The organism is Streptomyces sp. PsTaAH-124 (assembly GCF_000373685.1).
Lineage (GTDB): Bacteria > Actinomycetota > Actinomycetes > Streptomycetales > Streptomycetaceae > Streptomyces > Streptomyces andamanensis.
In genome coordinates, this window is sequence record NZ_KB892191.1 from 136,477 (window position 1) to 160,587 (window position 24,111).

At 74.8% G+C, this 24,111-nt stretch carries 20 protein-coding genes; 9 read left to right on the forward strand and 11 right to left on the reverse strand.

Annotated elements, in window-relative coordinates:
- Nucleotides 1-26 precede the first annotated feature (26 nt).
- From B086_RS0128210 to B086_RS0128220, 3 genes are all read right to left on the reverse strand, one after another.
- Complete coding sequence (locus tag B086_RS0128210; protein ID WP_026252846.1) at nucleotides 27-734, reverse strand: class F sortase; 708 nt, start codon at nucleotides 732-734, stop codon at nucleotides 27-29.
- 131 nt (nucleotides 735-865) lie between these two features.
- On the reverse strand, nucleotides 866-1,651 hold the full coding sequence (locus B086_RS42120) for a hypothetical protein (protein ID WP_018569790.1): 786 nt from the start codon (nucleotides 1,649-1,651) through the stop codon (nucleotides 866-868).
- A gap of 225 nt (nucleotides 1,652-1,876) precedes the next feature.
- Entirely contained in the window at nucleotides 1,877-2,692 is an 816-nt protein-coding gene (locus tag B086_RS0128220) for an SAM-dependent methyltransferase (RefSeq protein WP_018569791.1), read from the reverse strand.
- A 237-nt stretch (nucleotides 2,693-2,929) separates the two neighbouring features.
- On the opposite strand from B086_RS0128220, the gene B086_RS0128225 reads away from it, so the two are divergent.
- The gene (locus tag B086_RS0128225; protein WP_026252847.1) at nucleotides 2,930-3,886 is read left to right on the forward strand and encodes a GlxA family transcriptional regulator; all 957 of its coding nucleotides are present in this window, start codon (nucleotides 2,930-2,932) and stop codon (nucleotides 3,884-3,886) included.
- A gap of 144 nt (nucleotides 3,887-4,030) precedes the next feature.
- On the forward strand, nucleotides 4,031-5,029 hold the full coding sequence (gene gap, locus B086_RS0128230) for a type I glyceraldehyde-3-phosphate dehydrogenase (RefSeq protein ID WP_018569793.1): 999 nt from the start codon (nucleotides 4,031-4,033) through the stop codon (nucleotides 5,027-5,029).
- A 75-nt stretch (nucleotides 5,030-5,104) separates the two neighbouring features.
- Here gap and lpdA read toward each other — a convergent pair whose 3' ends face one another.
- Together lpdA and B086_RS0128240 are read right to left on the reverse strand one after the other, a co-directional pair.
- Nucleotides 5,105-6,502 (reverse strand): dihydrolipoyl dehydrogenase, encoded by a 1,398-nt coding sequence (gene lpdA / locus B086_RS0128235; RefSeq protein WP_026252848.1) that lies wholly within the window; start codon nucleotides 6,500-6,502, stop codon nucleotides 5,105-5,107.
- A 123-nt stretch (nucleotides 6,503-6,625) separates the two neighbouring features.
- On the reverse strand, nucleotides 6,626-7,516 hold the full coding sequence (locus tag B086_RS0128240; protein WP_018569795.1) for a DMT family transporter: 891 nt from the start codon (nucleotides 7,514-7,516) through the stop codon (nucleotides 6,626-6,628).
- Nucleotides 7,517-7,762: 246 nt separating this feature from the next.
- On the opposite strand from B086_RS0128240, the gene lanL reads away from it, so the two are divergent.
- The gene (gene lanL, locus B086_RS41040) at nucleotides 7,763-10,645 is read left to right on the forward strand and encodes a class IV lanthionine synthetase LanL (RefSeq protein ID WP_199790790.1); all 2,883 of its coding nucleotides are present in this window, start codon (nucleotides 7,763-7,765) and stop codon (nucleotides 10,643-10,645) included.
- A 216-nt stretch (nucleotides 10,646-10,861) separates the two neighbouring features.
- Here lanL and B086_RS0128255 read toward each other — a convergent pair whose 3' ends face one another.
- Entirely contained in the window at nucleotides 10,862-11,311 is a 450-nt protein-coding gene (locus tag B086_RS0128255) for a DUF523 domain-containing protein (RefSeq protein ID WP_026252849.1), read from the reverse strand.
- A 179-nt stretch (nucleotides 11,312-11,490) separates the two neighbouring features.
- Between B086_RS0128255 and B086_RS0128260 the strand changes: the two genes are divergently transcribed.
- Entirely contained in the window at nucleotides 11,491-13,686 is a 2,196-nt protein-coding gene (locus tag B086_RS0128260; RefSeq protein ID WP_018569799.1) for a SpoIIE family protein phosphatase, read from the forward strand.
- A 42-nt stretch (nucleotides 13,687-13,728) separates the two neighbouring features.
- On the opposite strand, the gene B086_RS0128265 is transcribed toward B086_RS0128260, so the two are convergent.
- The gene (locus B086_RS0128265; protein ID WP_018569800.1) at nucleotides 13,729-14,334 is read right to left on the reverse strand and encodes a TetR/AcrR family transcriptional regulator C-terminal domain-containing protein; all 606 of its coding nucleotides are present in this window, start codon (nucleotides 14,332-14,334) and stop codon (nucleotides 13,729-13,731) included.
- Between the two features lie 151 nt (nucleotides 14,335-14,485).
- On the opposite strand from B086_RS0128265, the gene B086_RS0128270 reads away from it, so the two are divergent.
- From B086_RS0128270 to B086_RS43780, 3 genes are all read left to right on the forward strand, one after another.
- Nucleotides 14,486-15,979 carry an APC family permease gene (locus B086_RS0128270; protein ID WP_018569801.1) on the forward strand — a complete coding sequence of 498 codons (1,494 nt, stop codon included), beginning with the start codon at nucleotides 14,486-14,488 and terminating at the stop codon, nucleotides 15,977-15,979.
- Between the two features lie 87 nt (nucleotides 15,980-16,066).
- Nucleotides 16,067-17,638: an amidohydrolase gene (locus tag B086_RS0128275; RefSeq protein ID WP_018569802.1), complete on the forward strand. Its 1,572-nt coding sequence runs from the start codon at nucleotides 16,067-16,069 to the stop codon at nucleotides 17,636-17,638.
- A 109-nt stretch (nucleotides 17,639-17,747) separates the two neighbouring features.
- A complete protein-coding gene (locus B086_RS43780; RefSeq protein ID WP_018569803.1) occupies nucleotides 17,748-17,903 on the forward strand; it encodes a hypothetical protein in 156 nt (51 codons plus the stop codon).
- On the opposite strand, the gene B086_RS0128285 is transcribed toward B086_RS43780, so the two are convergent.
- Nucleotides 17,888-18,652: an SDR family oxidoreductase gene (locus B086_RS0128285; protein WP_018569804.1), complete on the reverse strand. Its 765-nt coding sequence runs from the start codon at nucleotides 18,650-18,652 to the stop codon at nucleotides 17,888-17,890. The genes B086_RS43780 and B086_RS0128285 overlap by 16 nt on opposite strands.
- A gap of 430 nt (nucleotides 18,653-19,082) precedes the next feature.
- On the opposite strand from B086_RS0128285, the gene B086_RS0128290 reads away from it, so the two are divergent.
- Nucleotides 19,083-20,561 (forward strand): glutamate-cysteine ligase family protein, encoded by a 1,479-nt coding sequence (locus B086_RS0128290; protein ID WP_018569805.1) that lies wholly within the window; start codon nucleotides 19,083-19,085, stop codon nucleotides 20,559-20,561.
- Between the two features lie 7 nt (nucleotides 20,562-20,568).
- On the opposite strand, the gene B086_RS0128295 is transcribed toward B086_RS0128290, so the two are convergent.
- Nucleotides 20,569-21,000: a winged helix-turn-helix transcriptional regulator gene (locus B086_RS0128295; RefSeq protein ID WP_018569806.1), complete on the reverse strand. Its 432-nt coding sequence runs from the start codon at nucleotides 20,998-21,000 to the stop codon at nucleotides 20,569-20,571.
- A 104-nt stretch (nucleotides 21,001-21,104) separates the two neighbouring features.
- Here B086_RS0128295 and B086_RS0128300 point away from each other — a divergent pair, with 104 nt between their 5' ends.
- The gene (locus tag B086_RS0128300; RefSeq protein WP_018569807.1) at nucleotides 21,105-21,995 is read left to right on the forward strand and encodes an alpha/beta fold hydrolase; all 891 of its coding nucleotides are present in this window, start codon (nucleotides 21,105-21,107) and stop codon (nucleotides 21,993-21,995) included.
- A gap of 42 nt (nucleotides 21,996-22,037) precedes the next feature.
- Here B086_RS0128300 and B086_RS0128305 read toward each other — a convergent pair whose 3' ends face one another.
- Nucleotides 22,038-22,943: a bifunctional helix-turn-helix transcriptional regulator/GNAT family N-acetyltransferase gene (locus tag B086_RS0128305; RefSeq protein ID WP_018569808.1), complete on the reverse strand. Its 906-nt coding sequence runs from the start codon at nucleotides 22,941-22,943 to the stop codon at nucleotides 22,038-22,040.
- A gap of 123 nt (nucleotides 22,944-23,066) precedes the next feature.
- Nucleotides 23,067-24,002 carry a class A beta-lactamase gene (gene bla, locus B086_RS0128310; RefSeq protein ID WP_018569809.1) on the reverse strand — a complete coding sequence of 312 codons (936 nt, stop codon included), beginning with the start codon at nucleotides 24,000-24,002 and terminating at the stop codon, nucleotides 23,067-23,069.
- Nucleotides 24,003-24,111 lie beyond the last annotated feature (109 nt).

A 24,111-nucleotide genomic window follows, 5' to 3' on the forward strand; every position in this document is an offset into this window, starting at 1 on the left:
GGGAGGGGCCGCCCGCGGGCCGCCGCTCAGGACTGCGAGCTGGACTCGAGGTGGGCGAAGACGACCACGTTGGACTCGTAGTCCTTGCTGGTGCGGTTGAAGACGCCGCCGCAGGTGATCAGCCGCAGTTCGGGCGTCGGGGTGTCGGCGTACACCTCGGCGTCGGGGAAGTCCGCCTTGCTGAAGGTGTCCACCGCGTCGACGGCGAACCGGGCGACGATGCCGTCCTCGCGGGTGATGTCGACGTGGTCGCCGGCCTTGAGGGCATCGAGGCCGACGAAGACCGCGGGGCCGGTGGTGGTGTCGACGTGGCCGACCACGATCGACGCGCCGCGTTCACCGGGCGCGGCTCCGCCCTGGTACCAGCCGACGAGGTTGGTGTCATCGGCGGGGGGCGGCGCCAGCTGGCCGCTCGCGTCGAGGGACAGCTTGGTGAACGGCGCGTCCACGGAGATCTCCGGAATGGAGATCCGGGTGGGGGCCGAGCGGGGCAGTGCTCCGTCGTCGGTCCCGGTGGACGGCTCCGGCTGTGCGGCCGAGGGCGCCCGGGAGGCGATCGCCGCGGGCCTGTCCGGCTGCCGCAGGCTGGTCACCGGGGCGGTACCCAGGGACTGGTGGATGAGCACCAGCCCGAACCCGACCGCTGCCACGGGCCACAGCAGGCGCAGCCGGGCACGGGGTGGTGCGGTCTCTGTCCCGGACCGGTCCGGCTGGGGCGGACGCTGGATAGCCATGGACGGTGCCTTTCGTCAAGAGGTGGTGCGGGTCCCGCGTGGCGCGGGTGGCGCCGCCGCCGCGGCCCGCGCGTTCCTCACCGGGAGGGACACGGGCCGCGGCGGCGCACCGACGGAGAACAGGGATCTGTTCAGGCCACGGTCGTGCCCGACGCCTTGCGGCGCCGCAGCATGTAGGCACCCGCGCCGACACCGCCGAGCACGAGCGCGGCACCCAGCCCCATGGTGTTGGTGTCCTGGGCCAGGCCGCCGCCACCGGCGTGCACACCACCGTGCGGCTTGCCACCACGGTCGCCACCGCGGTCACCGCCACGGTCACCGCCCCGGTCGCCACCACGGTCGCTGCCGTGGTCGTCGTCACCCTTGGAACCGCGGTCACTGCCGTGGTCGTCCGAGTCGTCACCGGTGGTGGCCATCGCCAGCGCACCGCCACCGGCGTGCACACCACCGTGCGGCTTGCCACCACGGTCGCCACCGCGGTCACCGCCACGGTCGCCACCACGGTCGCCACCGCGGTCGCCACCGCGGTCGCTGCCGTGGTCGTCGTCACCCTTGGAACCGCGGTCGCTGCCGTGGTCGTCCGAGTCGTCACCGGTGGTGGCCATCGCCAGCGCACCGCCACCGGCGTGCACACCACCGTGCGGCTTGCCACCGCGGTCACCACCGCGGTCGCCACCGCGGTCACCGCCACGGTCGCCGCCGCGGTCGCCACCACGGTCACCGCCGCGGTCGCTGCCGTGGTCGTCGTCACCCTTGGAACCGCGGTCACTGCCGTGGTCGTCCGAGTCGTCACCGTGGACGACGGTGGCCTGCGCGGGTGCGAGGGCGGTGATGCCCAGAGCGCCGGCGGCGGGGGCCGAGAACGCGACGGCGGACGCGATCGCCGCCGAGACGAACAGAGTACGGGAGATACGCATGGTGATCCTTCCGTCGCGACTGCGAGAACAGGCACCACGCCCGCTCTTCGGGATCGCAGGTGCGACGTGATCACTGTCAGCGGGATGCGCGGTCCGCACCATCGGAGCGCCGCATTCGGACTACCTGACGGCCCTTCGGCGCGGCCACGCGGGGGAACCCCGCACACCGTGCGCGCAGGTGAGCCCCGGTCATCTGCCGGGGCCCCGCCGCGTCCCCCGGGCGGGTCACGGCTTGCGCGCGAGACCGCCGTGCTCGGCGATGGGCTCCGGGGCCGCGTCCGCGGGCTCCGGGCGCCACAGCGGGACGGGAACCACCCCGGGCTCCAGCAGGTCCAGCCCGTCGAAGTAGGCCGTGATCGCCTCGACGGTGCGCAGCACGTACGGGGCGGCGCCGCTCTCGTTGTAGGACTGCTGCGCCCGCTCGAAGACCGGATCGACGCCCAGCGAACCGTCGTTGACGGACAGGTGGCTGCCGGAGGGCAGCGCGTCCATCAGACGGGTGACGATCCCGCGCGCCTGCCCGTGGTCGGGGACGTGCCCCAGGATGTTGCTCAGGATCAGGGCCGTGGGCCGGGTGAGGTCCAGCGTCCGGGCCGCCTGGGCGAGGATCCGGTCCGTGTCCAGCACATCGGCGTCGATGTAGGCGGTCGCGCCCTCGGGCGTGGAGTACAGCAGGGCGCGGGCGTGCGCCAGGATCATCGGGTCGTTGTCGACGTAGACGATCCGTGCCTCGGGGGCGATCCGCTGGGCGACCTCGTGGGTGTTGTCGGCCGTCGGCAGCCCGGTCCCGACGTCGAGGAACTGCCGGATGCCCGCCTCCGCGACCAGATGGGTGATGGTGCGCCGCAGGAAGGCGCGGCTGCTGCGGGCGATGGTGACGATGCCCGGGAAGACCGCCGTGTAGGCGTCGCCGGCCTCCTCGTCGACGGGGTAGTTGTCCTTGCCGCCCAGCCAGTAGTTCCAGATCCGCGCCGAGTGCGGCACGGAGGTGTCGATCCTGGGGTGTGCCGCGGATCCGGAAGTGTTCGCGGGGTGGGTCATGGATACCGTCCGTCCGTGTGCGTTCTCGCGTGTGGCGCCGTGCGCAGCCCAAGGTACGCGTCAACCGCCCCGGCGGGCACACCAGTTCACCGGCGCCACGGGCCCGCCCCGCACCCGGCCGGGCCGTACCCGGACGCGCTCGCGGCCCCGGCGGGTGTGCACACCCGTCCGGCGGCGCACACCCGCCCGGCGGTGCCCGGGGCCGCCCGTGCCGAGGTGCCCCGTACGCTGTGGCCTGTGTCCGCCTCCCGTCTGCGCCGTGTCGCCGTCCTCGTGCTCGACGGCGCGAAGCCGCTCGACGTCGGCATCCCCGCGCAGGTGTTCACCACCCGCGCCAGCATGCCGTACGAGGTACGTGTGTGCGGCGCGGCTCCCGGGCTCGTGACCGGAGGTGACGGTCTGTCGTACCACGTCGCCCACGGTCTGGACGCGCTCGCGTGGGCCGACGTCGTGTTCGTCCCCGGCTACCGGTTCCCGGACCGCGACGACCCGCCCGGACCGGTGGTGGACGCCCTGGTCGCCGCCCACCGGCGGGGGGCGCGGCTCGCGGCCATCTCCACGGGTGCCTTCGCGCTGGCCGCCACGGGACTGCTCGACGGCAGACGGGCCACGACGCACTGGCACTACACGCGGGCGCTCGCCGCACGGCATCCGCTGGTGCGGGTCGACGAGAACGTGCTGTTCGTCGACGAGGGCAGCGTCCTGACCTCGGCGGGCGCGGCCTCCGGCATCGACCTGTGCCTGCACATGCTGCGCGGCGACCTCGGGGTGGCCGCGTCCAACCACGCGGCGCGCCGGCTGGTGGCGGCTCCCTACCGCAGCGGCGGGCAGGCGCAGTACGTGCCGCGCAGCGTGCCCGAGCCGCTGGGCGAGCGGTTCGCCGCCACCCGCGAGTGGGCGCTGCACCGGCTGGGCGAGCCGCTGACGCTGGAGGCGCTGGCCCGGCACGCCGCGGTCTCGCCGCGCACGTTCTCGCGGCGGTTCGCCGAGGACACCGGGTACACCCCGATGCAGTGGATCGTGCGGGCCCGCGTCGACATGGCCCGGGAGCTGCTGGAGCGTTCGGAGCTGGGCGTCGAGCAGATCGCCGCCGCCGTCGGCCTGGGCACCGGCGCGAATCTGCGCCTGCACTTCCAGCGGGTCCTGGGCACCACACCCAGCGAGTACCGGCGCACCTTCACCCGGGGCGAGTGACCCCGCCCGGTCATCGCCGGTGCCGCCGTCACCGGCCGCTGGCACGATCCTTGCGGACCATGGCGCCCGCGCCGCTGTCCCGGCCGGGCACCGCCGACGAACCTGGTGGCGGACGGGGAACGGAAGGACGAAAGGGCGCCACTCATGACTCGCATCGCCATCAACGGATTCGGCCGCATCGGACGCAATGTGCTGCGTGCGCTGCTCGAACGCGACAGCACCCTGGAGGTCGTCGCCGTCAACGACCTCACGGAGCCCGCCACGCTCGCGCGGCTGCTCGCCTTCGACACGACGGCCGGGCGGCTGGGCCGTCCGGTGACCGTGGACGGGGACGCCCTGGTCGTCGACGGCCGCCGCATCACGGTGACCGCCGAGCGTGAACCGGCGCGGCTGCCCTGGGCCGCGCTGGGCGTCGATCTGGTGCTGGAGGCGACCGGCCGGTTCACCTCGGCCGCGGCCGCCCGCGCCCACCTGGACGCCGGTGCCCGCAAGGTGCTCGTCGGCGCGCCCTCGGACGGCGCCGACGTCACCCTCGCCTACGGGGTCAACACGGACGCGTACGACCCGGAGCGGCACACCATCGTCTCGAACGCGTCCTGCACGACCAACGCGCTCGCGCCGCTGGCCGCGGTGCTCGACGAACTCGCCGGCATCGAGCACGGTTTCATGACGACGGTGCACGCCTACACGCAGGAGCAGAACCTCCAGGACGGCCCGCACCGCGACGCCCGCCGCGCCCGTGCCGCGGGCGTCAACATCGTGCCGACCACGACGGGCGCCGCGAAGGCGATCGGGCTGGTGCTGCCGAACCTCGACGGCAAGCTGTCGGGCGACTCGATCCGCGTACCGGTCCCGGTGGGCTCGATCGTCGAGCTGAACACGACCGTCGCCCGCGAGGTGACCCGCGACGACGTGCTGGCCGCCTACCGCGCCGCCGCCGAGGGGCCGCTCGCCGGTGTCCTGGAGTACTCGGAGGACCCGCTCGTCTCCTCGGACATCACCGGCAACCCGGCCTCCTCGATCTTCGACTCGGCCCTCACCCGGGTCGACGGCCGCCATGTCAAGGTCGTCGCCTGGTACGACAACGAGTGGGGCTTCTCCAACCGGGTGATCGACACGCTCGAACTGCTCGCCGGCCGCTGACCGCGTCCGCCCCCGGCACCGTGTACGCGGTGCCGGGGGCGGGGTGCCGGAGGCGGGGTGCGCTCCGGCCGGGGCTCAGAGGTTGATCATGTGTCCGGCGATGCCCTCGACGGCTTCCTTCATCGCCTCCGACAGCGTCGGGTGGGCGAAGACGTTGCGGGCGACCTCGTCGGCGGTCAGGTCCCACATCTGGGCGAGCGTCAGCGCGGGCAGCAGTTCGGTCACTTCGGGACCGATCATGTGGGCGCCCAGGATCTCGTTGTGCCGGGCGTCCGCCACGATCTTGACGAAGCCCACGCCCTCGGCCATGCCGCGGGCCTTGCCGTTGGCGGAGAACGGGAACTGCGCGACCTTGACGTCGTGGCCCAGCTCGCGGGCCTGCGCCTCCGAGTAGCCGAACGAGGCGATCTGCGGCTGGCAGAAGGTCGCCCGCGGGATCATCGCGAAGTCGATCTCCTGCGTCTCGGCCTCGGCGATGGTCTCGGCGGCGACGACGCCCATGGCCTCGGCGGTGTGGGCCAGCATCAGCTTGCCGGTCACGTCGCCGATGGCGTAGACGCCCTGCACATTGGTGCGTCCGCGGGCGTCGACCGCGATGGCGCCGCGCTCGGTGAGCTGCACTCCGGCCGCCTCCAGGCCGTAGCCCTCCACGCGCGGCGCGAAGCCGAACGCGGCGAGCATCCGGTCCGCCTCCAGCACCCGCGACTCGCCGCCGGCGGCCGGGCTGACCGTCACCCGTACGCCGGATCCGGTGTCCTCCACCGAGTCCACCTTGGTGGAGAGCAGCACCTCGACGCCCAGCTTGCGGTAGTGGCGCAGCAGTTCCTTGGAGACGTCGGCGTCCTCGGTGGGCACCATGCGGTCGAGGAACTCGACGATGGTCACCTCGACGCCGAAGTTGCGCAGCACATAGGCGAACTCGACGCCGATCGCGCCCGAGCCGCCGATGACGACGGAGCGCGGCAGCTCCTCGTCCAGGATCTGCTCCTCGTAGGTGACCACGTTGGCGCTCTTGCGCATCCCGGGCAGCATCCTGACCTGCGCGCCGGTGGCGATGATCAGGTTGTCGCAGCTGTACGAGGCCGTCGTGCCGTCGGCACTCCTGACGTCCACCGACTTGGGACCGGTGAGCGTGCCCCACCCGTCGATCTCGGTGATCTTGTTCTTCTTCATCAGGTAGTGCACGCCCTTGGCGCTGGCCTCGGCCACGGAGCGGCTGCGCCGGTGGGTGACGCCGAAGTCCATGGTGGCGTCACCGCTGATGCCGAAGGTCTTCTTCTCCTGCGTGAGGATGTGGGCGATCTCGGCGTTGCGCAGCAGCGCCTTCGACGGGATGCATCCCACGTTCAGGCAGACACCGCCCCAGTACTTCTCTTCGACGACCGCCACTGATTTACCGAGCTGGGCTGCGCGGATGGCGGCGACGTATCCACCGGGGCCTGCGCCGAGGACGAGGACATCAAAGTGCGTCATGCGCGTCAGCCTAGTACCCCGCCGGGGCCGCCCGATCTCACGCCCGGCGAGGCCCGCGCCACATCGGCCGGAGGGGTCGCGGAGCACCGGGCGGGGCAGCGCGCGGGGCGGGCACGGGGACGGTCACGGGGACGGCGGCCCGTCCGGGACCAGGACCTCGTCCGGGGCACGGTCCTCCTCGCCGACGAGGGCGAGCACACCGGCCACGATCAGTGCGACACCGAGCAGTTGGGGCAGCAGCCACCATCCGGCGCGTACGTGTTCCTCGTAGACCAGCACGCCGAGCAGGAAGCTCACGGTGGCGTCGCCGAGGGTCAGGGCGGGCTGGGAGGCGACCAGGGGGCCGCCCCGGAGGGCGTGTTGCAGCAGGAGCACGGCGGCCAGTCCGCACGCGCCGAAGGCGTAGGTCTGCCACGCGGTGAGGAATCCGCCGAGGCCGCTCTCCGCGAGGAGGTGGACGGACGTCTTCATCAGACCGGCCGTCAGCGCGAAGCAGACCGCCGTGGCCGTGCCGAGGCAGGCGGCCCGGAGTCCGCCGGGCGGTCTGCGGGTCCCCGCTGCGGCCAGGACCGCCACGGCGGCGGCGCAAGCCGCCAGGACGGGCAGCCAGCGGTCGATGGCCACATGGGTGCGGTTGCCCGCCGGGGCGGCGCACAGCAGCGCCACCGCGAGTCCGGCGACGACGACGGTCAGCTTCAGCAGCAGCACACCGGACGGGCGACGGCGGTGCGCGAGCGCGGCGAGGATCAGGGTGAGGGGCAGTTCCAGCACGAACAGCGGCTGCACCAGCGAGAGCGGGCCGGTCGCCAGCGCGAGGGCCTGGCACACCCCGGCGGCGACGACGGCGAGCACCCCGGCGAGCCAGACGGGCCGGTGCAGCAGGCCGAGCAGCAGGCGCGGTCCGGGTCCGGCCGACCGGGGCACGGTCAGCGTGGCCCGGCGCTGCACGACGGTGGCGGTCGCGTTGCCGGTCGCGGCGAGCAGTGCGAAGAGCACGGGCAGGACGAGTCCCATGGGAGCATCCTTCGCGCCTCCGCGGCCAGGGGCATCCTCACGACACGGTGATACGCCGATCGCTCCACCAAATTGGGAAATTACGGCACCATCGGTCTTTTCCGCGACAAGACAGTTCCCGCTTTTTGGATTTGCCCTTTCTTTGCATGGTCATATGGTTTCCGCGCCCCTCCGGACGGTGATGATCGCAGCAGCGTTCCACCTACGGGAAACACCGGACTCGGAGGCTGCGGGGTGACGTCGGACATGGTGGACCAGGTCTCGGGACACCCACCGCGGGCGGACCGTCCGGCATCCCTCTTCGACCCCGTCGCCGTCCTCACGCCGTTCACGCAGGAGCCTGCCACCGGCGGCCGCACGTGGCGGATCACCCGGGACGACCTGTGGTGCCAGGCGGAACCGGTCGGCGCAGAGCTTCCCGGACAAGGCTGGAAAATCCATGTGTCGGCCACACCGGCCGGTGCCGCGGAAATCCTTGGGAAAGTCGCCGGAATACTGGTCCCGCACGGCATCGCTTTCAAAGTCGCGGCTTCCGCGGAACGGGTTCGAGAATTGGTGTCCCGGCAATACGACCGGGCTTCGGCGGGAAAATTCATCACCGTCTATCCGGACGGCGGCCGGGACCTGGCCGCGCTGGCGGCCGAGCTGCACGAGGCGACCGCCAGGCTGCCCGGTCCCCGGATCCTCTCGGACCGGCCCTTCCGGCCGGGCAGCCTGGTGCACTACCGGTACGGCGGGTTCCGGGCCGCCCGGGTCCTCGGTGACAACGGTGTCTACCGGCCGACCGTCGTCGATGCCGCCGGGCGGCGGGTGCCCGACGTCCGCGAGCCCTGGTACACGCCCCCCGCCGGAATTCCCGACCCCTTCGAGGAGGCCGCCGCGGCCGGCCGGGCGGCGGACGCCGACCGGTCCGCGCGGACGGACGCTCCCCCGAAGGCGTCCTCCGTCCGTCCGGCGCGGCCCCCGTCCGTGGTGATCGGCGACCGGTTCGTCGTGCGGCGGGCGCTGCGGCACAGCACCAAGGGCGGTGTCTTCCGGGCGACCGACCGGCTCACGGGCGCCGAGGTCGTCGTCAAGCAGGGCCGGGCGCACATCGACGCGACCCCGCTCGGCACGGACGTACGCGATCTGCTGCGCAACGAGGGCGAGATGCTCGACCTGCTCGCGCCGCTCGGCCTGGCCCCGCGCAAGGTCGCCTTCCTGCCCGAGGACGGCCATGTGTTCCTGGTGGAGGAGTTCCTGGAGGGCGTCCCGCTGCGGCTGTGGAACCTGCGCGCCAGGAGCGGGGGCGCGGCGCCGCCGTGGGAGGCGGTGCTGGACCTGGCCCGGCGGCTGACGGACGTACTGGCCCGCGTCCACGCGCACGGCGTGGTGCTGCGCGATCTGACCCCTGACAACGTTTTCGTCGCGCCGGACGGCCGACTGCGCCTGGTCGACCTGGAGCTGGCGACCCGCGCCGGTCACCCCGCGCCGGGCGGCGGCACCCACGGCTACGGCGCCCCGGAGCAGTTGGACCCGCGCCCCGGCTGCCGCGCGCTGCCCGCCCCCGCGGCCGACCTGTACGCGCTGGGCGCCGTGCTCTTCCTGCTGGCGACGGGCACGGAACCCCTGCTGGCGCCCGATCTGCCGCCCGTGCGGTCCGCGCGGGTGCGGCTGGCGGGCCGCCTCGCCGCCGTCGCCCGGCACAGCGCGACCGCGCGCCGCCTGGCCCCGCTCGTCCTCGGGCTGCTGCACGAGGAGCCGGAGCGCCGCTGGTCCCTCCGGCGGGCGCGGGCCTTCCTCACCGACGGCCCGGCGGCGCACCCGGCCGGTCCCCGGCGCGTGCGCGCCCCGCACGGACCGGCCGCCACCCCCGGCGCGGACGCCGAACGCCTGCTGCGCGACGGACTGCGCCATCTGCTGGACACCCTGCGCCCGGACGATCCCGAACGGCTCTGGCCCGCCGAGGGGTTCGCCGCCACCACCGACCCCTGCAACCTCTACTACGGCTCCGCCGGGCTGCTGGGGGTGCTGGCCTTTGCCGCACGGGCCCGGCCCGGGGACGAGCGGCTGCGCGCGGCCGTGCGCACCGTGGCGGACCGGACGCTGCGGCGCGCGGCGCGCGAGCCCCGACTGCTGCCCGGACTGCACTTCGGGCGCTCCGGCACCGCCTGGGCACTGCTGAACGCCGGGCTGCTGCTGGGCGACGGCGAGCTGGTGGCGGCGGCCCGGGACACGGCGCTGCGCGTCCCGGTCACCGGACCGGTCCCGGACGTGGTGCACGGGACGGCCGGTGCCGGGCTCGCCCAGGCGTACTTCCTGGCGCGCACGGGGGACGAGCGCTTCCGGGAGCGGATCGCGCGCTGCGCCGAGGGGATCCTCGCCGCCGCCGCGGACGGCCCTTCGGGACCGCGCTGGACGGTGCCCTCCGAGGACGGTCCGGCGGCCCGGCCCGTGGTCCACCACGGGTTCGCGCACGGCACGGCGGGCATCGGCACGTTCCTGCTGGAGGCGGCGCGGGCCACCGGCGAGGACCGGTACCTGGAGGCGGCGGTGCGGGCCGGGGACACGCTGACGGCGGCCGCCGTCGAGGACCGCGGCGCGCTGCGCTGGACGGCGGGCCCGGACGACACCGTGCCCCTGACCAACTGGTGCAGCGGTGCCTCCGGTGTCGGCGTCCTCCTGCTCCGGCTGTGGCAGGCCACCGGCGAGGACCGGTACCTGCGGGCGGCGCGGGGCGCCGCCGAGGCGGTGCACGCCGACCGCCGACTGCTGCCGCCCTCCTCCTGCCACGGCGTCGCGGGCAACGCGGAACTGCTGCTCGACCTGGCGGACGCCACGGGCGAGGACCGGCACCGCGGGCGCGCGCACGACGCCGTCGAGGCGGTCCTGAGCCGTACGGCGCTGCGGGGCGGACTGCTCCTCCCGGCCGACGACACCCTGCGCGAGGTGAGCACCGGCCACCACACCGGTCTCGGCGGGGTCCTCGGCTTCCTGCTGCGGCTGCTGCACGGCGGGCCGCGCCTCTGGCTGCCGGATCCGCCCCGGGCAGCCCCTTCGACCGCGGTGCGCGCGCCAGGGCGCGGACCGTGCGACACCCCGCTCCCGCCCGGGGAGTCCGGGGTACTCACGAGAGGAGATCGCAGATGACCCACGACCTCGACGAGTTGCAGCGCCTGCCCCAGGAGATCGCCGCCGAGGAGGACACCCCGTGTATCCCGCGGGCCGCGGCCCAGGTGCCCACCTTCACGACGGTCTGCTGACCCGGCGCACCCCGCGGTACCGCCCGGTGGCCCGCACCCGCGACGGCGGGTGCGGGCCACCGCCGCCGTGTCCGCGCGCGGGCCGCCGTCCGTGCGGGCGGGGTCAGACCCCGGGCGCGGGCCGCACGGTGATCCCGGCGCGTTCCAGCAGCGCGGCCGTGACCCCGTCCCCGGGCACCAGTTCCCCGGTGAACGAACCGTCGTGGACGGTGCCGCGTCCGCACGAGGGGCTGCGCGGCATCAGCAGCGCCTCGCCGCAGCCGGTGCGCCGGGCGACCGCGAGGGCCCGGCGGGCACCGGCCACGAACTGCTCCGTGACGTCCTGCCCGGTGTCGTCCACGACCCGCGCCGTCCCGTCGAGCACGTCGTGCCCGTCGCCGCCCACCAGTTCCGCCGGGCGGCGCGGGGTGGCGAGCCCGCCCGCGACCTCCGGGCAGAAGGGGACGACCTCCCGCCCGGCCACCGCCTCCGCGAGCGCGGCCGACGCCTTGTGCCGTCCGTCGAACCGGCAGGGCACCCCGCGCAGACACGCGCTGACCAGGATCGCTTCCATGCCGCCAGGGTAGCGGGCGCGCCGGGCGCCGGGGCGGGCGGTGCCCGGGCCCGGAGGCCGGGCCGTCCGTCCGGATGTCTGGTGGAATAGTGGGAGTCGGGAGCCGGGCGCACCCGGCCCCCGGCGACCGGTCGCGGCCCGGACCCGAGCGGTCCACGGCGGCCCGCAGGGTGGTGCCTATGTGCGATGACTCCGCTGTACGCGGTGCTCCGGACACGGAGCCGGAGCACTCCCGCGCCGCGGGCGGGGACCGCGCGGTGCTGCACGAGCTGGGCGTGTGCCTGACGGGGGCGGTGGCGGGGCTCGGCGCGTACGGCGGCGGGGTGTATCTGCTGGACGCGGCCGGTGAGGCACTGGAACTGGCCGTCTACACCGGTCTGCCGCCGCAGTTCGCGGGACCCTGGCGCCGGATCCGGCTGGACGCCCCGGTCGGGGTGGCCGAGGCGGTGCGCGAGCGGAAGCTGGTGTGGGTGGACGGCGCGCAGGAGATGGCCCTGCGCTATCCGCGGACGGCGCTGATCATGCCGTACCCGCTGGCGTTCGCCTGCCGCCCGCTCCTCGTGGGCCGCGAGGTGCACGGCGGCCTGTTCGTGAACTGGGCGGGTTCGCGTGAGCGGCGGCTGAGCGCCGCCGAGCGCGAACGGCTGCTGGCCGCGGCCTCGGCGCTCGCCCGGGTCGCCGCGCACGCCGGGGCCGCCGGAGCGCCGGTGCGGCCGTCGGCCGGTCCCCTGGTCCTGCCGGGCACCGCGCCCCCGGCGGGCCCGCTGCCGGAGGGTTCGGCGCTGGCGCGGCTGCCGGAGGGGGTGTGCGCGCTGGACGCCGACGGCCGGATCACGCTCGCCACGCCCGCGGCGGCGGCCCTGCTGGGTCTGCCGGCCGCGGAGCTGGTGGGCCGGGTGGTGTGGCGGGCGCTGCCGTGGCTGGACCATCCGGTGTACGAGGAGTGGTACCGGGCTGCGGCGATGAGCCGGCAGCCGGCCGCGTTCACGGTGCTGCGTCCCCCGGACCGGTGGCTGCGCTTCCAGCTGTATCCGGACGCCTCCGGCATCACGGCGCGCGTCACGGAGACCGGCCCGGAACCCCGGCCGCCCGAGCCCCGGCCGCCGCAGCCCTTCGAGCAACTGCGGCCGCGGGCGCCGGACCGGCTGGCGGGCGTCTACCACGTGCTGCACCTGGTGGGCGCGCTGGCCGACGCCACCGGGGTGCGGGACGTGGTGCGGCTGGTCGCCGAGGAGATGCTGCCCGTCTTCGGCGCCGCCCGCGCGGTGCTGCTGGCGCTGGAGGGGGACGGGCGGCTGCGGGTGGTCGGCGCGCACGGGTATCCGCCCGGTGCCCTGGACCGTATCGACCGCCCCGCGGCGGACGCGGAGACGCCCGGCACCCGGGCCCTGGCCACGGGGACACCGCTCTTCCTGGAGACCCGCCGGGACATCGCCCGCCGCTATCCGCGGCACGCCGCGCTCGCGCCCGGCGCCGCCTGGGCGGTGCTGCCGCTGCTGACGCCGGACCGCGAGGTCGGCGCGTGCGTCCTGTCGTACGACCGGCCGCGCCGGTTCGCGCCGGAGGAGCGCGCCACGCTCACGGCCCTGGCCGGGCTGATCGCGCAGGCGCTGGCGCGGGCCCGCCGGTACGACACCGCCAGCGGCCTGGCCCGCGATCTCCAGGACGCGCTGCTGCCCCGGCGGCTGCCGCGCATCCACGGTCTGGAGACCGCCGTGCGCTATCTGCCCGCGGCCGAGGGCATGACCGTCTGCGGCGACTTCTACGACCTGATCACCCTCGGCCACCACCGGGCCGCCGCCGTCATCGGCGACATCCAGGGGCACAACGGTCCGGCCGCCGCGCTCATGGGCCAGATCCGTACCGCGGTCCGGGCGCACGCGGCGGGCGGCGCCGATCCGCGCCGGGTCCTCGGCCTCACCAACCGGCTGCTGACGGCGCTCGACACGGAACTGCTGGCCAGCGCCGTGTTCCTCCGCCTCGATCCGCGCCGCCACCGCCTGGTCCTGGCGCGCGCCGGGCATCCGCATCCGCTGCTGCGCCATCCGGACGGGCGGGTGGAGGCCCTGGACGCGCCGGGCGGACTGCTGCTGGGCATCGATCCGGCGGCGGCCTATCCGCATCTGCGGCTGTGCCTGCCCGAGGGCGCGGTGCTCGCCCTGTACACCGACGGTCTCACGGACGTGCCCGGCTCCGACCCGGAGCGGGTGCTGTCCGGGCTCGCCGGCCGCCTGGCCGCCGCCGGGCGGCCCGGTACGCCGCTGGACGAGGTCGCCGAGACCTTGTTGCAGGGCCACCGCCAGGGCGCCGACGACACGACGCTGCTGCTGCTCAGGGCCACCGGCGTGCCGTCCGGGCCGCCGCAGCGGGCGTGAGCGGGACGGCGGCCGTCCCGAGCGGCGGGAGGCGGCGCGGGCTCACCGCTCCGGGAGCCGCCGGGCGGCGTCGAGCACGCCCTCCAGGGCCAGTTCGAAGGCCTGGTCGGCGCGGTTGCCGCGGACCGCGTCCAGGGCCTCGGCCAGCCGTGGGGTGGCGGCGGCGTCGGTGACCTCCCACATGGCCTCCGGAGCGGCCAGGTCGAGCGCCGAGCCGAGGACGGCGTTCTCCAGGGCGGTGATGACGCGCATGACGTCGGCCGTGGCGAAGCCCGCCTCCAGCAGCAGGGCGACGGCCCGCTCGTACTGCTCCAGGACGCGCGGGGCCCGCACCGGGTGCGTCATCAGCAGCGGGATGGCGCGCGGGTGCGCGGCGAAGGCGGCGCGGTAGGAGCGGGCCCAGCCCGCCAGGGCGACGTCCCAGGGGCGCGTGTCCAGCGGCGCGGTGTCGATGGCCTCGCTGATCCGCTCCCGGACCAGTTCCACGATGCCGTCCCGGCCGTCCACGTGGTGGTACACCGAGCCGGTCTGCACCCCCAGCCGCCGCGCGATCTGCGGGACGCTGAACTCGCCCTGGGCGTCCAGGAGTCCGAGTGCCGTCGTGGTGATGCGTTCCCGGTCGAGCAGGGCCGTGCGCGGGCGCCCCATGTCGTGGTTCCTCCCTCGGGGGTCTTCCCATCCGTTCGAACGGAAGGTTACATTGCGGAAACCGAAAGCCTTTAGATTTACGGGCTCCGGAGATCCCACGCGCCTGCCCTCCCCCCTCCTCGCCGCCCGCCGCCAGAAGGGCTCCACGCCCATGCCCGTCACCACCCCAAGCCCCCGCCACAGCGACCCGGGCGCCGACGCGCCCGGCGCGCCCACCCTGCGTCCCGGCACGCTGGGCACCAGCGACATCGCCTTCTTCGTGGTCTCCGCCGCCGCTCCGCTCACGGTCATGGCCGGGGTCGCCCCGCTCGCCATCCTGCTCGGCGGCGTCGGCGCCCCGGTCGGCTATCTGCTCGCCGGGCTCACCCTGGCCGTCTTCGCCGTCGGCTTCACCGCCATGAGCCGCCACGTCCGGGGCGCCGGCGCCTTCTACGCGTACATCACCCGCGGGCTCGGCAGGCGCGTCGGCATCGGGGCCGCGCTGCTCGCCCTGCTCGGCTACAACGGCATGGAGATCGGCGTCTACGGGCTGCTCGGCACCGCCACGCAGGACACCGTGCACGCCCTGTCCGGCGCCCATGTGCCCTGGCTGCCCGTCTCGCTCGCCGGGCTGCTGCTCATCGGCTACGGCGGCTACCGCTCCATCGACTTCGGCGCCAAGGTCCTCGGCGTCCTGCTCGCCGCCGAGACCGGCATCCTCGTGCTGCTCGCCGCCGGTGTCCTCCTCAGGGGCGGGGCGCACGGCCTGTCGGCGTCCTCCTTCGCCCCGTCCCATGTGCTGGTGCCCGGCATGGCGGCGGTGCTGGCCTTCGCGTTCGCCGCGTTCACCGGTTTCGAGTCGACCGTCATCTACCGCCGCGAGGCCCGCGACCCGGCACGCACGGTGCCGCGCGCGACCTATCTCGCCGTCGGCTTCCTCGGCCTGTTCTACGCGTTCGTCGTGTGGATCGCGATCCAGGCGTTCGGCGACGCCGAGGTGGTGCGGGCCGCGGGCGACGACCCGGCCGGGCTGTTCTTCTCCGCGATCAGCACCTACGTGGGCGGCTGGGCCGCCGACACCATGCACGTCCTCATCGTCACCAGCGTCCTGGCCTCGCTGCTCGCCTTCCACAACGCGATCAACCGCTACGGCCTCGCCCTCGCCGAGGAGGGCGTGCTCCCCCGGGCGCTGGCCCGCGTCCATCCGCGCCACCGCTCCCCCTACGTCACCGGGATCGCCCAGACCGTGCTGGGCGCGGCCGTGGTGCTCGCCTTCGCCGCCGCCGGAGCGGACCCCTACCAGCAACTGCTGCTGTGGGTGAACACCCCCGGCATGCTGGGGCTGCTGGTGCTGCAACTGCTCGCCGCGCTGGCCGTGCCGCTGTACTTCCGGCGTGTCAGCCACCACGAGGGTGTGCTGCGCACGGTGGTCGCGCCCGTCACCGCCGCGGTGCTCCTGTCCGCCGCGATCGTGCTGGTCGTCACCCATCTCGACCTGTTCACCGGGGCGTCGGCGGCGGTGAACACCGCGCTGGTGGCGGTGGTCCCGCTCATCTTCCTCGCCGGTTTCCCGCTCGCCCGCTGGCTGCGCCGCCACCGGCCCGGCGTCTACGAGCGGTTCGCCGCCGAACCGGCCGACGACACCGGAGCGGCCGCCGCCCCCTGAGCCCGCCCGCTCCCCCGTCCCCCGTCCCCCGTCAGTCTCAACTCCGCTCCACCGCACCGCCGTTCCACCGACCGAGGAGTCCTCCGCATGCCCACCGCCGACCTCGTCCTCACGGGTGCCCGGGTCCGCACCCTCGACCCCGGGCGTCCGCACGCCACCGCGGTCGCCGTCCGCGACGGCCTGATCGCCGCCGTCGGCGACGACACCGACGTACGCGACTGGCGGGGCCCCGCCACCGAGGTCGTCGACCTGGCGGGCGCGCATGTCGTACCCGGCCTGGTGGACTGCCACAGCCACCCCGTGATGGGCCTGGAGATGACCACCGGCACCGATCTGTCGGCGGTCCGCGACCTCGGCGGACTGCGGGCGGCGCTCGCCCGCGCGGAGCGCGTGGAGGGCTGGGTCGTCGGCTTCGGCCTGGACCACAACGTGTTCGGCGGCAGGCCCGTGGACCGCGCGCTGATCGAGGACGTCCTGGACGGCGCGCCGGCCTTCCTGCGGCTGTACGACGCGCACTCGGCCCTGGCCGGCGGGGCGGCGCTGGAGGCGGCGGGCGTCACCGGCCCGCGCGCCTTCGCCCAGCGCGCCCACCTCGCCACGGACCCCGACGGGCGCCTGACCGGGCATCTGGTCGAGCACGCCGCGATGGACCTGGTCACCGCGGTCATGCCCAAGCCGTCGAAGGCCGCGCGGCGCGCCCGACTGGTCGAACTGCTGTCCGCCATGGCGGCCACCGGGCTGACCGGCGCCCATGTCATGGACCTCGGCGACCCCGACCTGGTCGGCGAGGTCGCCGAGGACACCGTGCTGCCGCTGCGGCTGCGCTTCGCGCCGTGGTGCATGCCGGGCGCCGGGCAGCGGGAGCCGGCGGAACTGGTCGCGCTCCAGGGCCGGGGCGGGCGGCACTGGGAGATCGCCGGGGTGAAGTTCTTCATGGACGGCACCGTCGAGGGTGGCACGGCCTGGCTGGAGCACCCCGACTGCCACGGGCAGGGCACCGAGGCGTTCTGGCCGGACCCGGCCGCCTACAGCGACGCCGTGCGCTACCTGGACCGGGCCGGGGTGCGCACCGCGACGCACACCATCGGGGACGCGGCGGTGCGGCATGTCCTGGACACCGTGGAGACACTGGGCGCGGGCGCCCGCCTCCGCCACCGGGTCGAACACATAGAGTCGGTCCCGGACGGCACTCTCGCGCGCTTCGCCCGGCTCGGCGTGATCGCCTCCATGCAGCCCCCGCACACCGCGTACACCCGCGCCGACCACTCCGACGAGTGGTCCCTGCGGCTGGGCGAGGCACGCGCGCTGCGGGCCTGGCGGCTGCGCGACCTGCGCGACGCGGGCGCGGTCGTCGCGCTCGGCTCGGACTGGCCCGTCGCCCACCACGACGTCCGCGCCGTCCTGGCCACCGCGCGGGCCCCCCGGGGAGCGGCCTCGGCGCGCGCCGGGCTCACCGGTCTCATGGCCCTGGAGGGCTGCACCACCCACGCGGCCGTCGCCGCCGGGGAGCAGGCCCGCGCCGGGCGGATCCGCGAGGGGTTCCGGGCCGACCTGACCGCACTGGGCCTGGACCCCGTGGAGGCACCGGGCGACGAGGTCGCCGAGGCACCCGTGCGGCTCACGGTGACCGGCGGGCACATCGTGCACCGGGGGATGTGATCCCGCTCCGGGACCGTCGGCCGACGGCCCCGGAGCGGGCGAGGGGGCGTCGGCTCCGCGTACCGACACGTACCACGGCCGCTTCGTACGACGCGTACCGGGCGAACAGGTGGTCGAGGAGGCGGAGTTCGAGACGGACGGCTCCGCGTCGCGCGGCACCGTGACGCCGACGACCACGCTCACCGACGCGGGCGGGGGTACCGCCGTGCTGATCGCGCACAGGACCGTCGCGGGCCCGGCCGCCCGCCGTCAGCGTGTGGTGTAGCCGCCGTTGAGGAAGAGTGTCTGGCCGTTGGCCCACCAGCCGTCGGTGAGCAGATGGCGCACCCACGGGACGATGTCCTCGATCTTCGTGAGCTCGCCGTTCATCGCCGACGACTTGTGGTACGCCACGGAGTCGTCGTCCTCGGCCGGGTAGAAGAACGAGGTGTCCATGGGGCCCGGCGCGATGTTGTTGACCGAGATGTTCCGCCCGAACAGCTCCTTCGACAGGGCGCGGGTGAAGTGCTCCACGGGCGCCTTGCTCCCGGCGTAGCCCGCGTAGAGGCCGGTGTAGGCGGCCAGCAGGGAGGTGACGACGGTGATGATCTTGCCGCCGTCCTCGATCCGGCGGGCGGCCTCGCGCATCACGAGGAACGCGGCCTTGGAGTTGACCGCGAACAGCCGGTCGTACTCCTCCTCCGTGATCTCGGCCAGCGGCTTCTTCAGGACCGCCCCGGCGGTGTTGATGCTGAGGTCCAGCCGGCCGAACCGGTCCACGACCTGCTGGAAGACCCGCTCGACCTCGTCGCCCCGGGTCAGGTCGGCCTGGACCGCGAACGCCTCACCGGGGCCCGCCTCGATCCGGGCGACCACGTCCTCGGCCTTGGCCCGGGAGGAGTCGCTGTTGTAGTGCACGGCCACCCGGGCGCCCTCGGCCCCCAGGGTCGTGCTGATCAGTCCGCCGAGGTTGCGCGACGCGCCGCCGACGAAGGCGACCTTGCCGTCGAGCGTCTTGTCCGGGGTGTCGACCATGACGTCCTCCTCGCGTGTACGAGCCGTGTGCCGGGCGTGTGCCGTGCCGTGCGGGAAGCACGGCCCACGGCGCGCGGCACACCGGGGCGCCGGGTAGCGCGCCGCGATGAACGCCCGCGGCGCCGGAATCCCGCACGATCCGGCCGGCGCCGGAAGGATCCGCTCGCCTGGCGGGGACGGCGGCCGCCGTCCGGGTGGCACGGCGCGGCCGCCGACCGGCGCGCAGCGGACCCGGGTGGCACGCGAACCGGGCCCGGGGCGGCCGGACACGGGGGTGCGCCGGTCCCGCGTGGTCGGAGCGGGCCGGTGGTGCGACGCTGGGGTGAGCCGGGCGGTGAGGCGCCCGGGGCGGTGCCCGACGGCGGGCGCCGCGGGACAGACGCCCGAGAGCAGGTGCCCGAGGAGAGGCCGAGTCGACCGGGGAGCGCCGATGGGACGGGACGTCCCGGCGATGGTCTTCACCCGTGAGGACCGCCGCCGGTACCGGATCAAGATGCAGGACTGCCTCGACGCGTTCGCGCAGATGCTGCGCGCGTCGCGGTTCGAGTCCGAGCGTCCGCAGGTGGGCCTGGAGATCGAGCTGAACCTGGTCGACGACCGGGCCGAGCCCACGATGCGCAACGTCGACGTGCTGGAGGCCATCGCGGACCCCGCCTGGGCCACCGAGCTGGGCCGGTTCAACCTGGAGACCAACATCCCGCCCCGGACCCTGACAGCGGGCGGGCCCGATGCCTGGGAGTCCGAGATCCGCGGCGCGCTGAACCACGCGGACCGGCGCGCGCGGTCGGTCGGCGCCCGTCTGATCATGATCGGGATCCTGCCCACGCTGCGGCAGGAGGACGTGGGGCAGCAGGCGCTGTCGGAGAACCCGCGCTACCGGCTGCTCAACGACCAGGTCTTCGCCGCCCGGGGCGAGGACCTGCACATCGAGGTGGACGGCGTCGACCGGCTGCGGACGTACGCGGACACGATCACGCCCGAGGCCGCCTGCACCAGCACCCAGTTCCACCTCCAGGTGTCCCCGGAGGAGTTCGCCGGCTACTGGAACGCGGCGCAGGCGGTCGCCGGGGTCCAGGTCGCGCTGGCGGCCAACTCGCCGTTCCTGTTCGGCCGGGAGCTGTGGCACGAGACGCGGATCCCGCTGTTCGAGCAGGCCACCGACACCCGCCCGCAGGAGATCAAGGTGCAGGGGGTGCGGCCCCGGGTCTGGTTCGGGGAGCGGTGGATCAACAGCGTCTTCGACCTCTTCGAGGAGAATCTGCGCTACTTCCCCGCGCTGCTGCCGCTCTGCGACGAGCAGGACCCCGGCGAGACCCTGGACCGGGGCGACGTCCCCGATCTGGCCGAGCTGACCCTGCACAACGGCACCATCTACCGCTGGAACCGCCCGGTCTACGCCGTCTCCCAGGACAAGCCGCACCTGCGGGTGGAGAACCGGGTGCTGCCGGCCGGGCCGACCGTCGCCGACACCCTCGCCAACGGGGCCTTCTACTACGGGCTCACCCGGGCCCTGGTGGAGGAGGACCGGCCGGTGTGGTCGCGGATGTCCTTCTCGGCGGCCGAGGACAACCTCCACACGGCGGCGCGGCACGGCATCGAGAGCAGGCTGTACTGGCCGGGTACCGGCGAGGTCCCGGTGGCGGAACTGGTGCTGCGGCGCCTGCTGCCGCTGGCCCACGAGGGACTTGAGCGCTCCGGCATGGACGCGGCCTGGCGGGAGCCGCTGCTCGGTGTCATCGAGCAGCGGTGCGTGACCGGGCGCAACGGCGCGGTCTGGCAGAAGGAGATGTTCCACCGGCTCGACACGGCCGGCGGCGCCGGGCGCCATGAGTCCCTGCGCCGGATGACGCAGGTGTACACCGACTACATGCACCTCAACGCGCCGGTGCACACCTGGCCGGTGGACTGACGGCGCCTCATCCTCCGTCGTCCTCCCGGCTCGCCGCGTTGGCGCGGTCCACCTCGGCCATGTGTTCCTCCGCCCAGGTCCGGACGGCCGCGAGCACCTCTTCCAGCGACCGCCCCAGAGGTGTGAGGCGGTAGTGCACGGCGGGCGGCACCGAGGGCTCGACGCGGCGCGCCACCAGGCCGTCGCGGACCAGGTTCCGCAGGGTCACCGAGAGCATCTTCTGCGAGACGCCCGGCATCCGCCGCCGCAGCTCTCCGAAGCGCACCTCGCCCGGGGCGTGGTCGCCCGGGGTGTGCTCCGCCAGGACCTTGACCGCCATCGACGTCCACTTGGTGCCGATCCGGTCGAGCAGTCCGCGGGTCGGGCAGTGCGGGTCGAACACGTCGCCGCGTCCGCGGGCGGGGCCGGGAGCGGCGGAGCCCGTGGCCTGGGAGGTCACCTGGAGCTCACCACCTGAGGGGAAAGTGCCGTCTTGGACCGCTCAGCCTAGTTACCTATCGTTGCCTTGTCACCATTGGTTACCAGCTACCCGAGGGAGCGCCCATGGGTGCCCTGTCCCCCACGACCGTCCCGCTGTCCACGCGTTCCGGGCCCGCCGAGGTCACACTGCGCCGGGTCAGGGCGGGCGGTGTCGAGCTGAACGTGGCGCTGGCCGGGCGGGGCCCGGCCGTCCTGCTGCTGCACGGCTTCCCGCACACCTGGCGGCTGTGGACCGACGTCATCGGCGCGCTGGCCGCCGGTCACCGGGTGATCGCCCCCGACATGCGCGGCTTCGGGGACAGCGCCCGGCCCGCGGACGGCTACGACGCGGGCACCCTGGCGGACGACGCGGAACAGCTGCTCGCGGCGCTGGGCGTGGCCTCCGCCGCGGTGGTGGGCATCGACGCCGGTACTCCGCCCGCCTTCCTGCTGGCGATGCGGCGGCCGGGCCTCGTCCGCCGGCTGGTGGTGATGGAATCACTGCTGGGCGGCCTGCCCGGTGCCGAGGAGTTCCTCGCCCAGGGCCCGCCCTGGTGGTTCGGTTTCCACGGCGAGCCGGGACTGGCGGAGTCCGTGCTCGCCGGGCACGAGCGGACGTATGTGGAGTGGTTCCTCGACCGGGGCACGCTCGGCCGCGGAGTGCGGCCCGACGTCCGGGACGCGTTCGTCGCGGCGTACACCGGCACGGAGGCGCTGCGCGGCGCGTTCGGTCCGTACCGGGCGGCGGCCGTGTCCGACCGGCAGCTCCGCGCGGCGGTGGCCGGGGCCCGGCTGACCGTTCCCGCGCTGGCGATCGGCGCCCATCCGGTGGGCCGCGCGCTGGAACGCCAGCTACGGCCGCACGCGGACCGTCTGACCGGGCACGTCCTCGCGGACTGCGGGCACATCGTCCCGCTCGACCGCCCGGACGCGCTGCTGGAACTGCTGCTGCCGTTCCTCGCCGCCGACCGCTGAGCGGCACCCGCGACGGCCGGGGCCCGGCGGCGGCCCGCCGTCTCAGCCGTCGTGGCCGGGCCGCGCGGTGACCGTCTTCTCGAACCAGTGGTGGGCGTACGGCTCGTCGTTGAAGGCGGGCACCTCCCGGAAGCCGTAGGAGCGGTAGAGCGAACGCGCGGCGCCCAGCGCCCTGTTGGTGTCCAGGCGGAGCAGGTCGCGGCCGTGCCGGGCGGCCCGTGCCTCCAGTTCGGCCAGGAGGCGGCGGCCGAGACCGAGACCGCGGACCCCGGGCGAGACCCACATGCGTTTGATCTCCGCCGGGGCGCCGGGCGGCAGCTTCAGCCCGGCGCAGCCGACGGGTTCGCCGTGCAGCCGGGCGACCAGGAACAGGCCCCGCGGCGGCCGGAGTCCGCTCGCGTCGGGCAGCAGGCTGCGCGCGGGGTCGAAGCCGGTGTCGAAGCGTTCGCGCAGCTCGGCGAAGTAGGCCCGCAGGCAGTGTGCGGCGTCGGGGTGGTCCGGGTCGACCGGGTCCAGGGTGACGGTGGCGGCGGTCAGCAGCCGCTCGACCTCGGCCATGGCCGCGACCAGCCGGGCACGCTGGTCCTCGTCGAGCGGTGCCAGCAGCGATCCGGCCGCCTCGTCGCTGCGGGTGTCGAGCAGGGCGCGTTCGGCGCGGCCCGCTCCGGTGAGCCGGACCGTGCGCACCCGCCGGTCGCGGGGCTGGGGCGCCACGGTCACCAGGCCGTCCGCCTCCAGGGCGCGCAGCAGCCTGCTCACGTATCCGGAGTCGAGGCCGAGCCGTTCGCGCAGCGTCCGTACGTCCCGGCCGTGCTCGCCGATCTCCCAGAGCAGCCGGGCCTCGCCGACGGGCCGGTCCCGGCCCAGGTAGTGGTCGTGGAGCACGCCCACGCGCTCGGTGACGGTGCGGTTGAAGCGCCGCACCCGGTCGATCTGTGCCGCATCCATCCTCTGACTCTAGTCAGGCAATGGCGTTCGGGCGAGTGTCCGGCGCGCCCGGCTCGTGCGCCGGTCGGCGGGGAGCGGGCCGCGCACCGGCGGCGGGCGCCCCCGTGAGGGCGCCCGCTCCCGTCACTCGCCCGGGGCGAGGGTGTCCGCCAGGACGGCGGCCGCGTCGGCGATCAGCGCCTCGTCCACGGTCGCGTCCGGCGCGTCCTTCGACGTCAGCACCACCAGCACGAGGGGGGTGCCGCGGGTGGTCCAGGCGACGCCGATGTCGTTGGCGGACGCGTAGTCACCGGTGCCGGTCTTGTCGCCGACGACCCAGCCCCGCGGCAGTCCGGCGCGAAAGCGCGCGGCGCTGGTGGTGTTGCCCTTGAGCCAGGTCAGGAGCTGTTCGCGGGCGGCGCCGGACAGCTCGTCGCCCACCGTCAGCCGCTCCAGGCTCGCGCCGAGCGCCTGCGGGGTGGTGCTGTCGCGCAGCTCGCCGGGGCCCGCGCTGTTCAGGTCGGGCTCCCAGCGGTCGAGCCGGCTCACCCGGTCACCGAGCGAACGGAAGAAGGCGGTGAGCCCCGCCGGGCCGCCCAGCTCGCGCAGCAGCAGGTTCCCGGCGCAGTTGTCGCTGTGCCGGATCGCCGCCGCGCACAGCTCGCCGACGGTCATGCCGCTGCCGACGTGCTGCTGGGTGACCGGGGAGTTGAGCAGGATGTCCCGGTCGGGGTAGCGGACGACCTTGTCCAGCGGCGCGCTGCCCGCGTGGTCGCGCAGCACGGCCCCGGCGGCGAACACCTTGAAGGTCGAGCACAGGGCGAACCGCTCCCCCGCCCGGTACCCGACGCTCTGGCCGGTGCGGGTGTTGCGGGCGTGGACGCCGAGGCGGGCGGAGTAGCGCTCCTCCAGCGCGCGCAGCGCGTCCGTGGCCCGGCGGGCACCGGACGCGGCCGCGGGTCCGGCCGCGGGTGCCGCCGTCGCGCGGGTGGCCGTCACGGCGGGTGCGAGCCCGGCGGTGGACAGGACGGCACCGGCCTTGAGCAGGCCGCGCCGCCGCAGAGGGCTGTCACTGGTCATGTGCGGAGTTCTCCCGTCGTCCGTTCGCTGTTCCCCCGTCGGCCACCCGGGGCCGCCGACGCGGACAGCGAAGCAGCGGGAGCCCACTCATGTCCAAGAGTGAACATTG

What these genes read in the sequence shown, in the direction of transcription:
- B086_RS0128210 (WP_026252846.1), bottom strand. Translation starts at nt 734, where the DNA reads ATGGCTATCCAGCGTCCGCCCCAGCCGGACCGGTCCGGGACAGAGACC.
- B086_RS42120 (WP_018569790.1), bottom strand. Translation starts at nt 1,651, where the DNA reads ATGCGTATCTCCCGTACTCTGTTCGTCTCGGCGGCGATCGCGTCCGCC.
- B086_RS0128220 (WP_018569791.1), bottom strand. Translation starts at nt 2,692, where the DNA reads ATGACCCACCCCGCGAACACTTCCGGATCCGCGGCACACCCCAGGATC.
- gap (WP_018569793.1), top strand. Translation starts at nt 4,031, where the DNA reads ATGACTCGCATCGCCATCAACGGATTCGGCCGCATCGGACGCAATGTG.
- lpdA (WP_026252848.1), bottom strand. Translation starts at nt 6,502, where the DNA reads ATGACGCACTTTGATGTCCTCGTCCTCGGCGCAGGCCCCGGTGGATAC.
- B086_RS0128240 (WP_018569795.1), bottom strand. Translation starts at nt 7,516, where the DNA reads ATGGGACTCGTCCTGCCCGTGCTCTTCGCACTGCTCGCCGCGACCGGC.
- lanL (WP_199790790.1), top strand. Translation starts at nt 7,763, where the DNA reads ATGGTGGACCAGGTCTCGGGACACCCACCGCGGGCGGACCGTCCGGCA.
- B086_RS0128255 (WP_026252849.1), bottom strand. Translation starts at nt 11,311, where the DNA reads ATGGAAGCGATCCTGGTCAGCGCGTGTCTGCGCGGGGTGCCCTGCCGG.
- B086_RS0128260 (WP_018569799.1), top strand. Translation starts at nt 11,491, where the DNA reads ATGTGCGATGACTCCGCTGTACGCGGTGCTCCGGACACGGAGCCGGAG.
- B086_RS0128265 (WP_018569800.1), bottom strand. Translation starts at nt 14,334, where the DNA reads ATGGGGCGCCCGCGCACGGCCCTGCTCGACCGGGAACGCATCACCACG.
- B086_RS0128270 (WP_018569801.1), top strand. Translation starts at nt 14,486, where the DNA reads ATGCCCGTCACCACCCCAAGCCCCCGCCACAGCGACCCGGGCGCCGAC.
- B086_RS0128275 (WP_018569802.1), top strand. Translation starts at nt 16,067, where the DNA reads ATGCCCACCGCCGACCTCGTCCTCACGGGTGCCCGGGTCCGCACCCTC.
- B086_RS0128285 (WP_018569804.1), bottom strand. Translation starts at nt 18,652, where the DNA reads ATGGTCGACACCCCGGACAAGACGCTCGACGGCAAGGTCGCCTTCGTC.
- B086_RS0128290 (WP_018569805.1), top strand. Translation starts at nt 19,083, where the DNA reads ATGGGACGGGACGTCCCGGCGATGGTCTTCACCCGTGAGGACCGCCGC.
- B086_RS0128300 (WP_018569807.1), top strand. Translation starts at nt 21,105, where the DNA reads ATGGGTGCCCTGTCCCCCACGACCGTCCCGCTGTCCACGCGTTCCGGG.
- B086_RS0128305 (WP_018569808.1), bottom strand. Translation starts at nt 22,943, where the DNA reads ATGGATGCGGCACAGATCGACCGGGTGCGGCGCTTCAACCGCACCGTC.
- bla (WP_018569809.1), bottom strand. Translation starts at nt 24,002, where the DNA reads ATGACCAGTGACAGCCCTCTGCGGCGGCGCGGCCTGCTCAAGGCCGGT.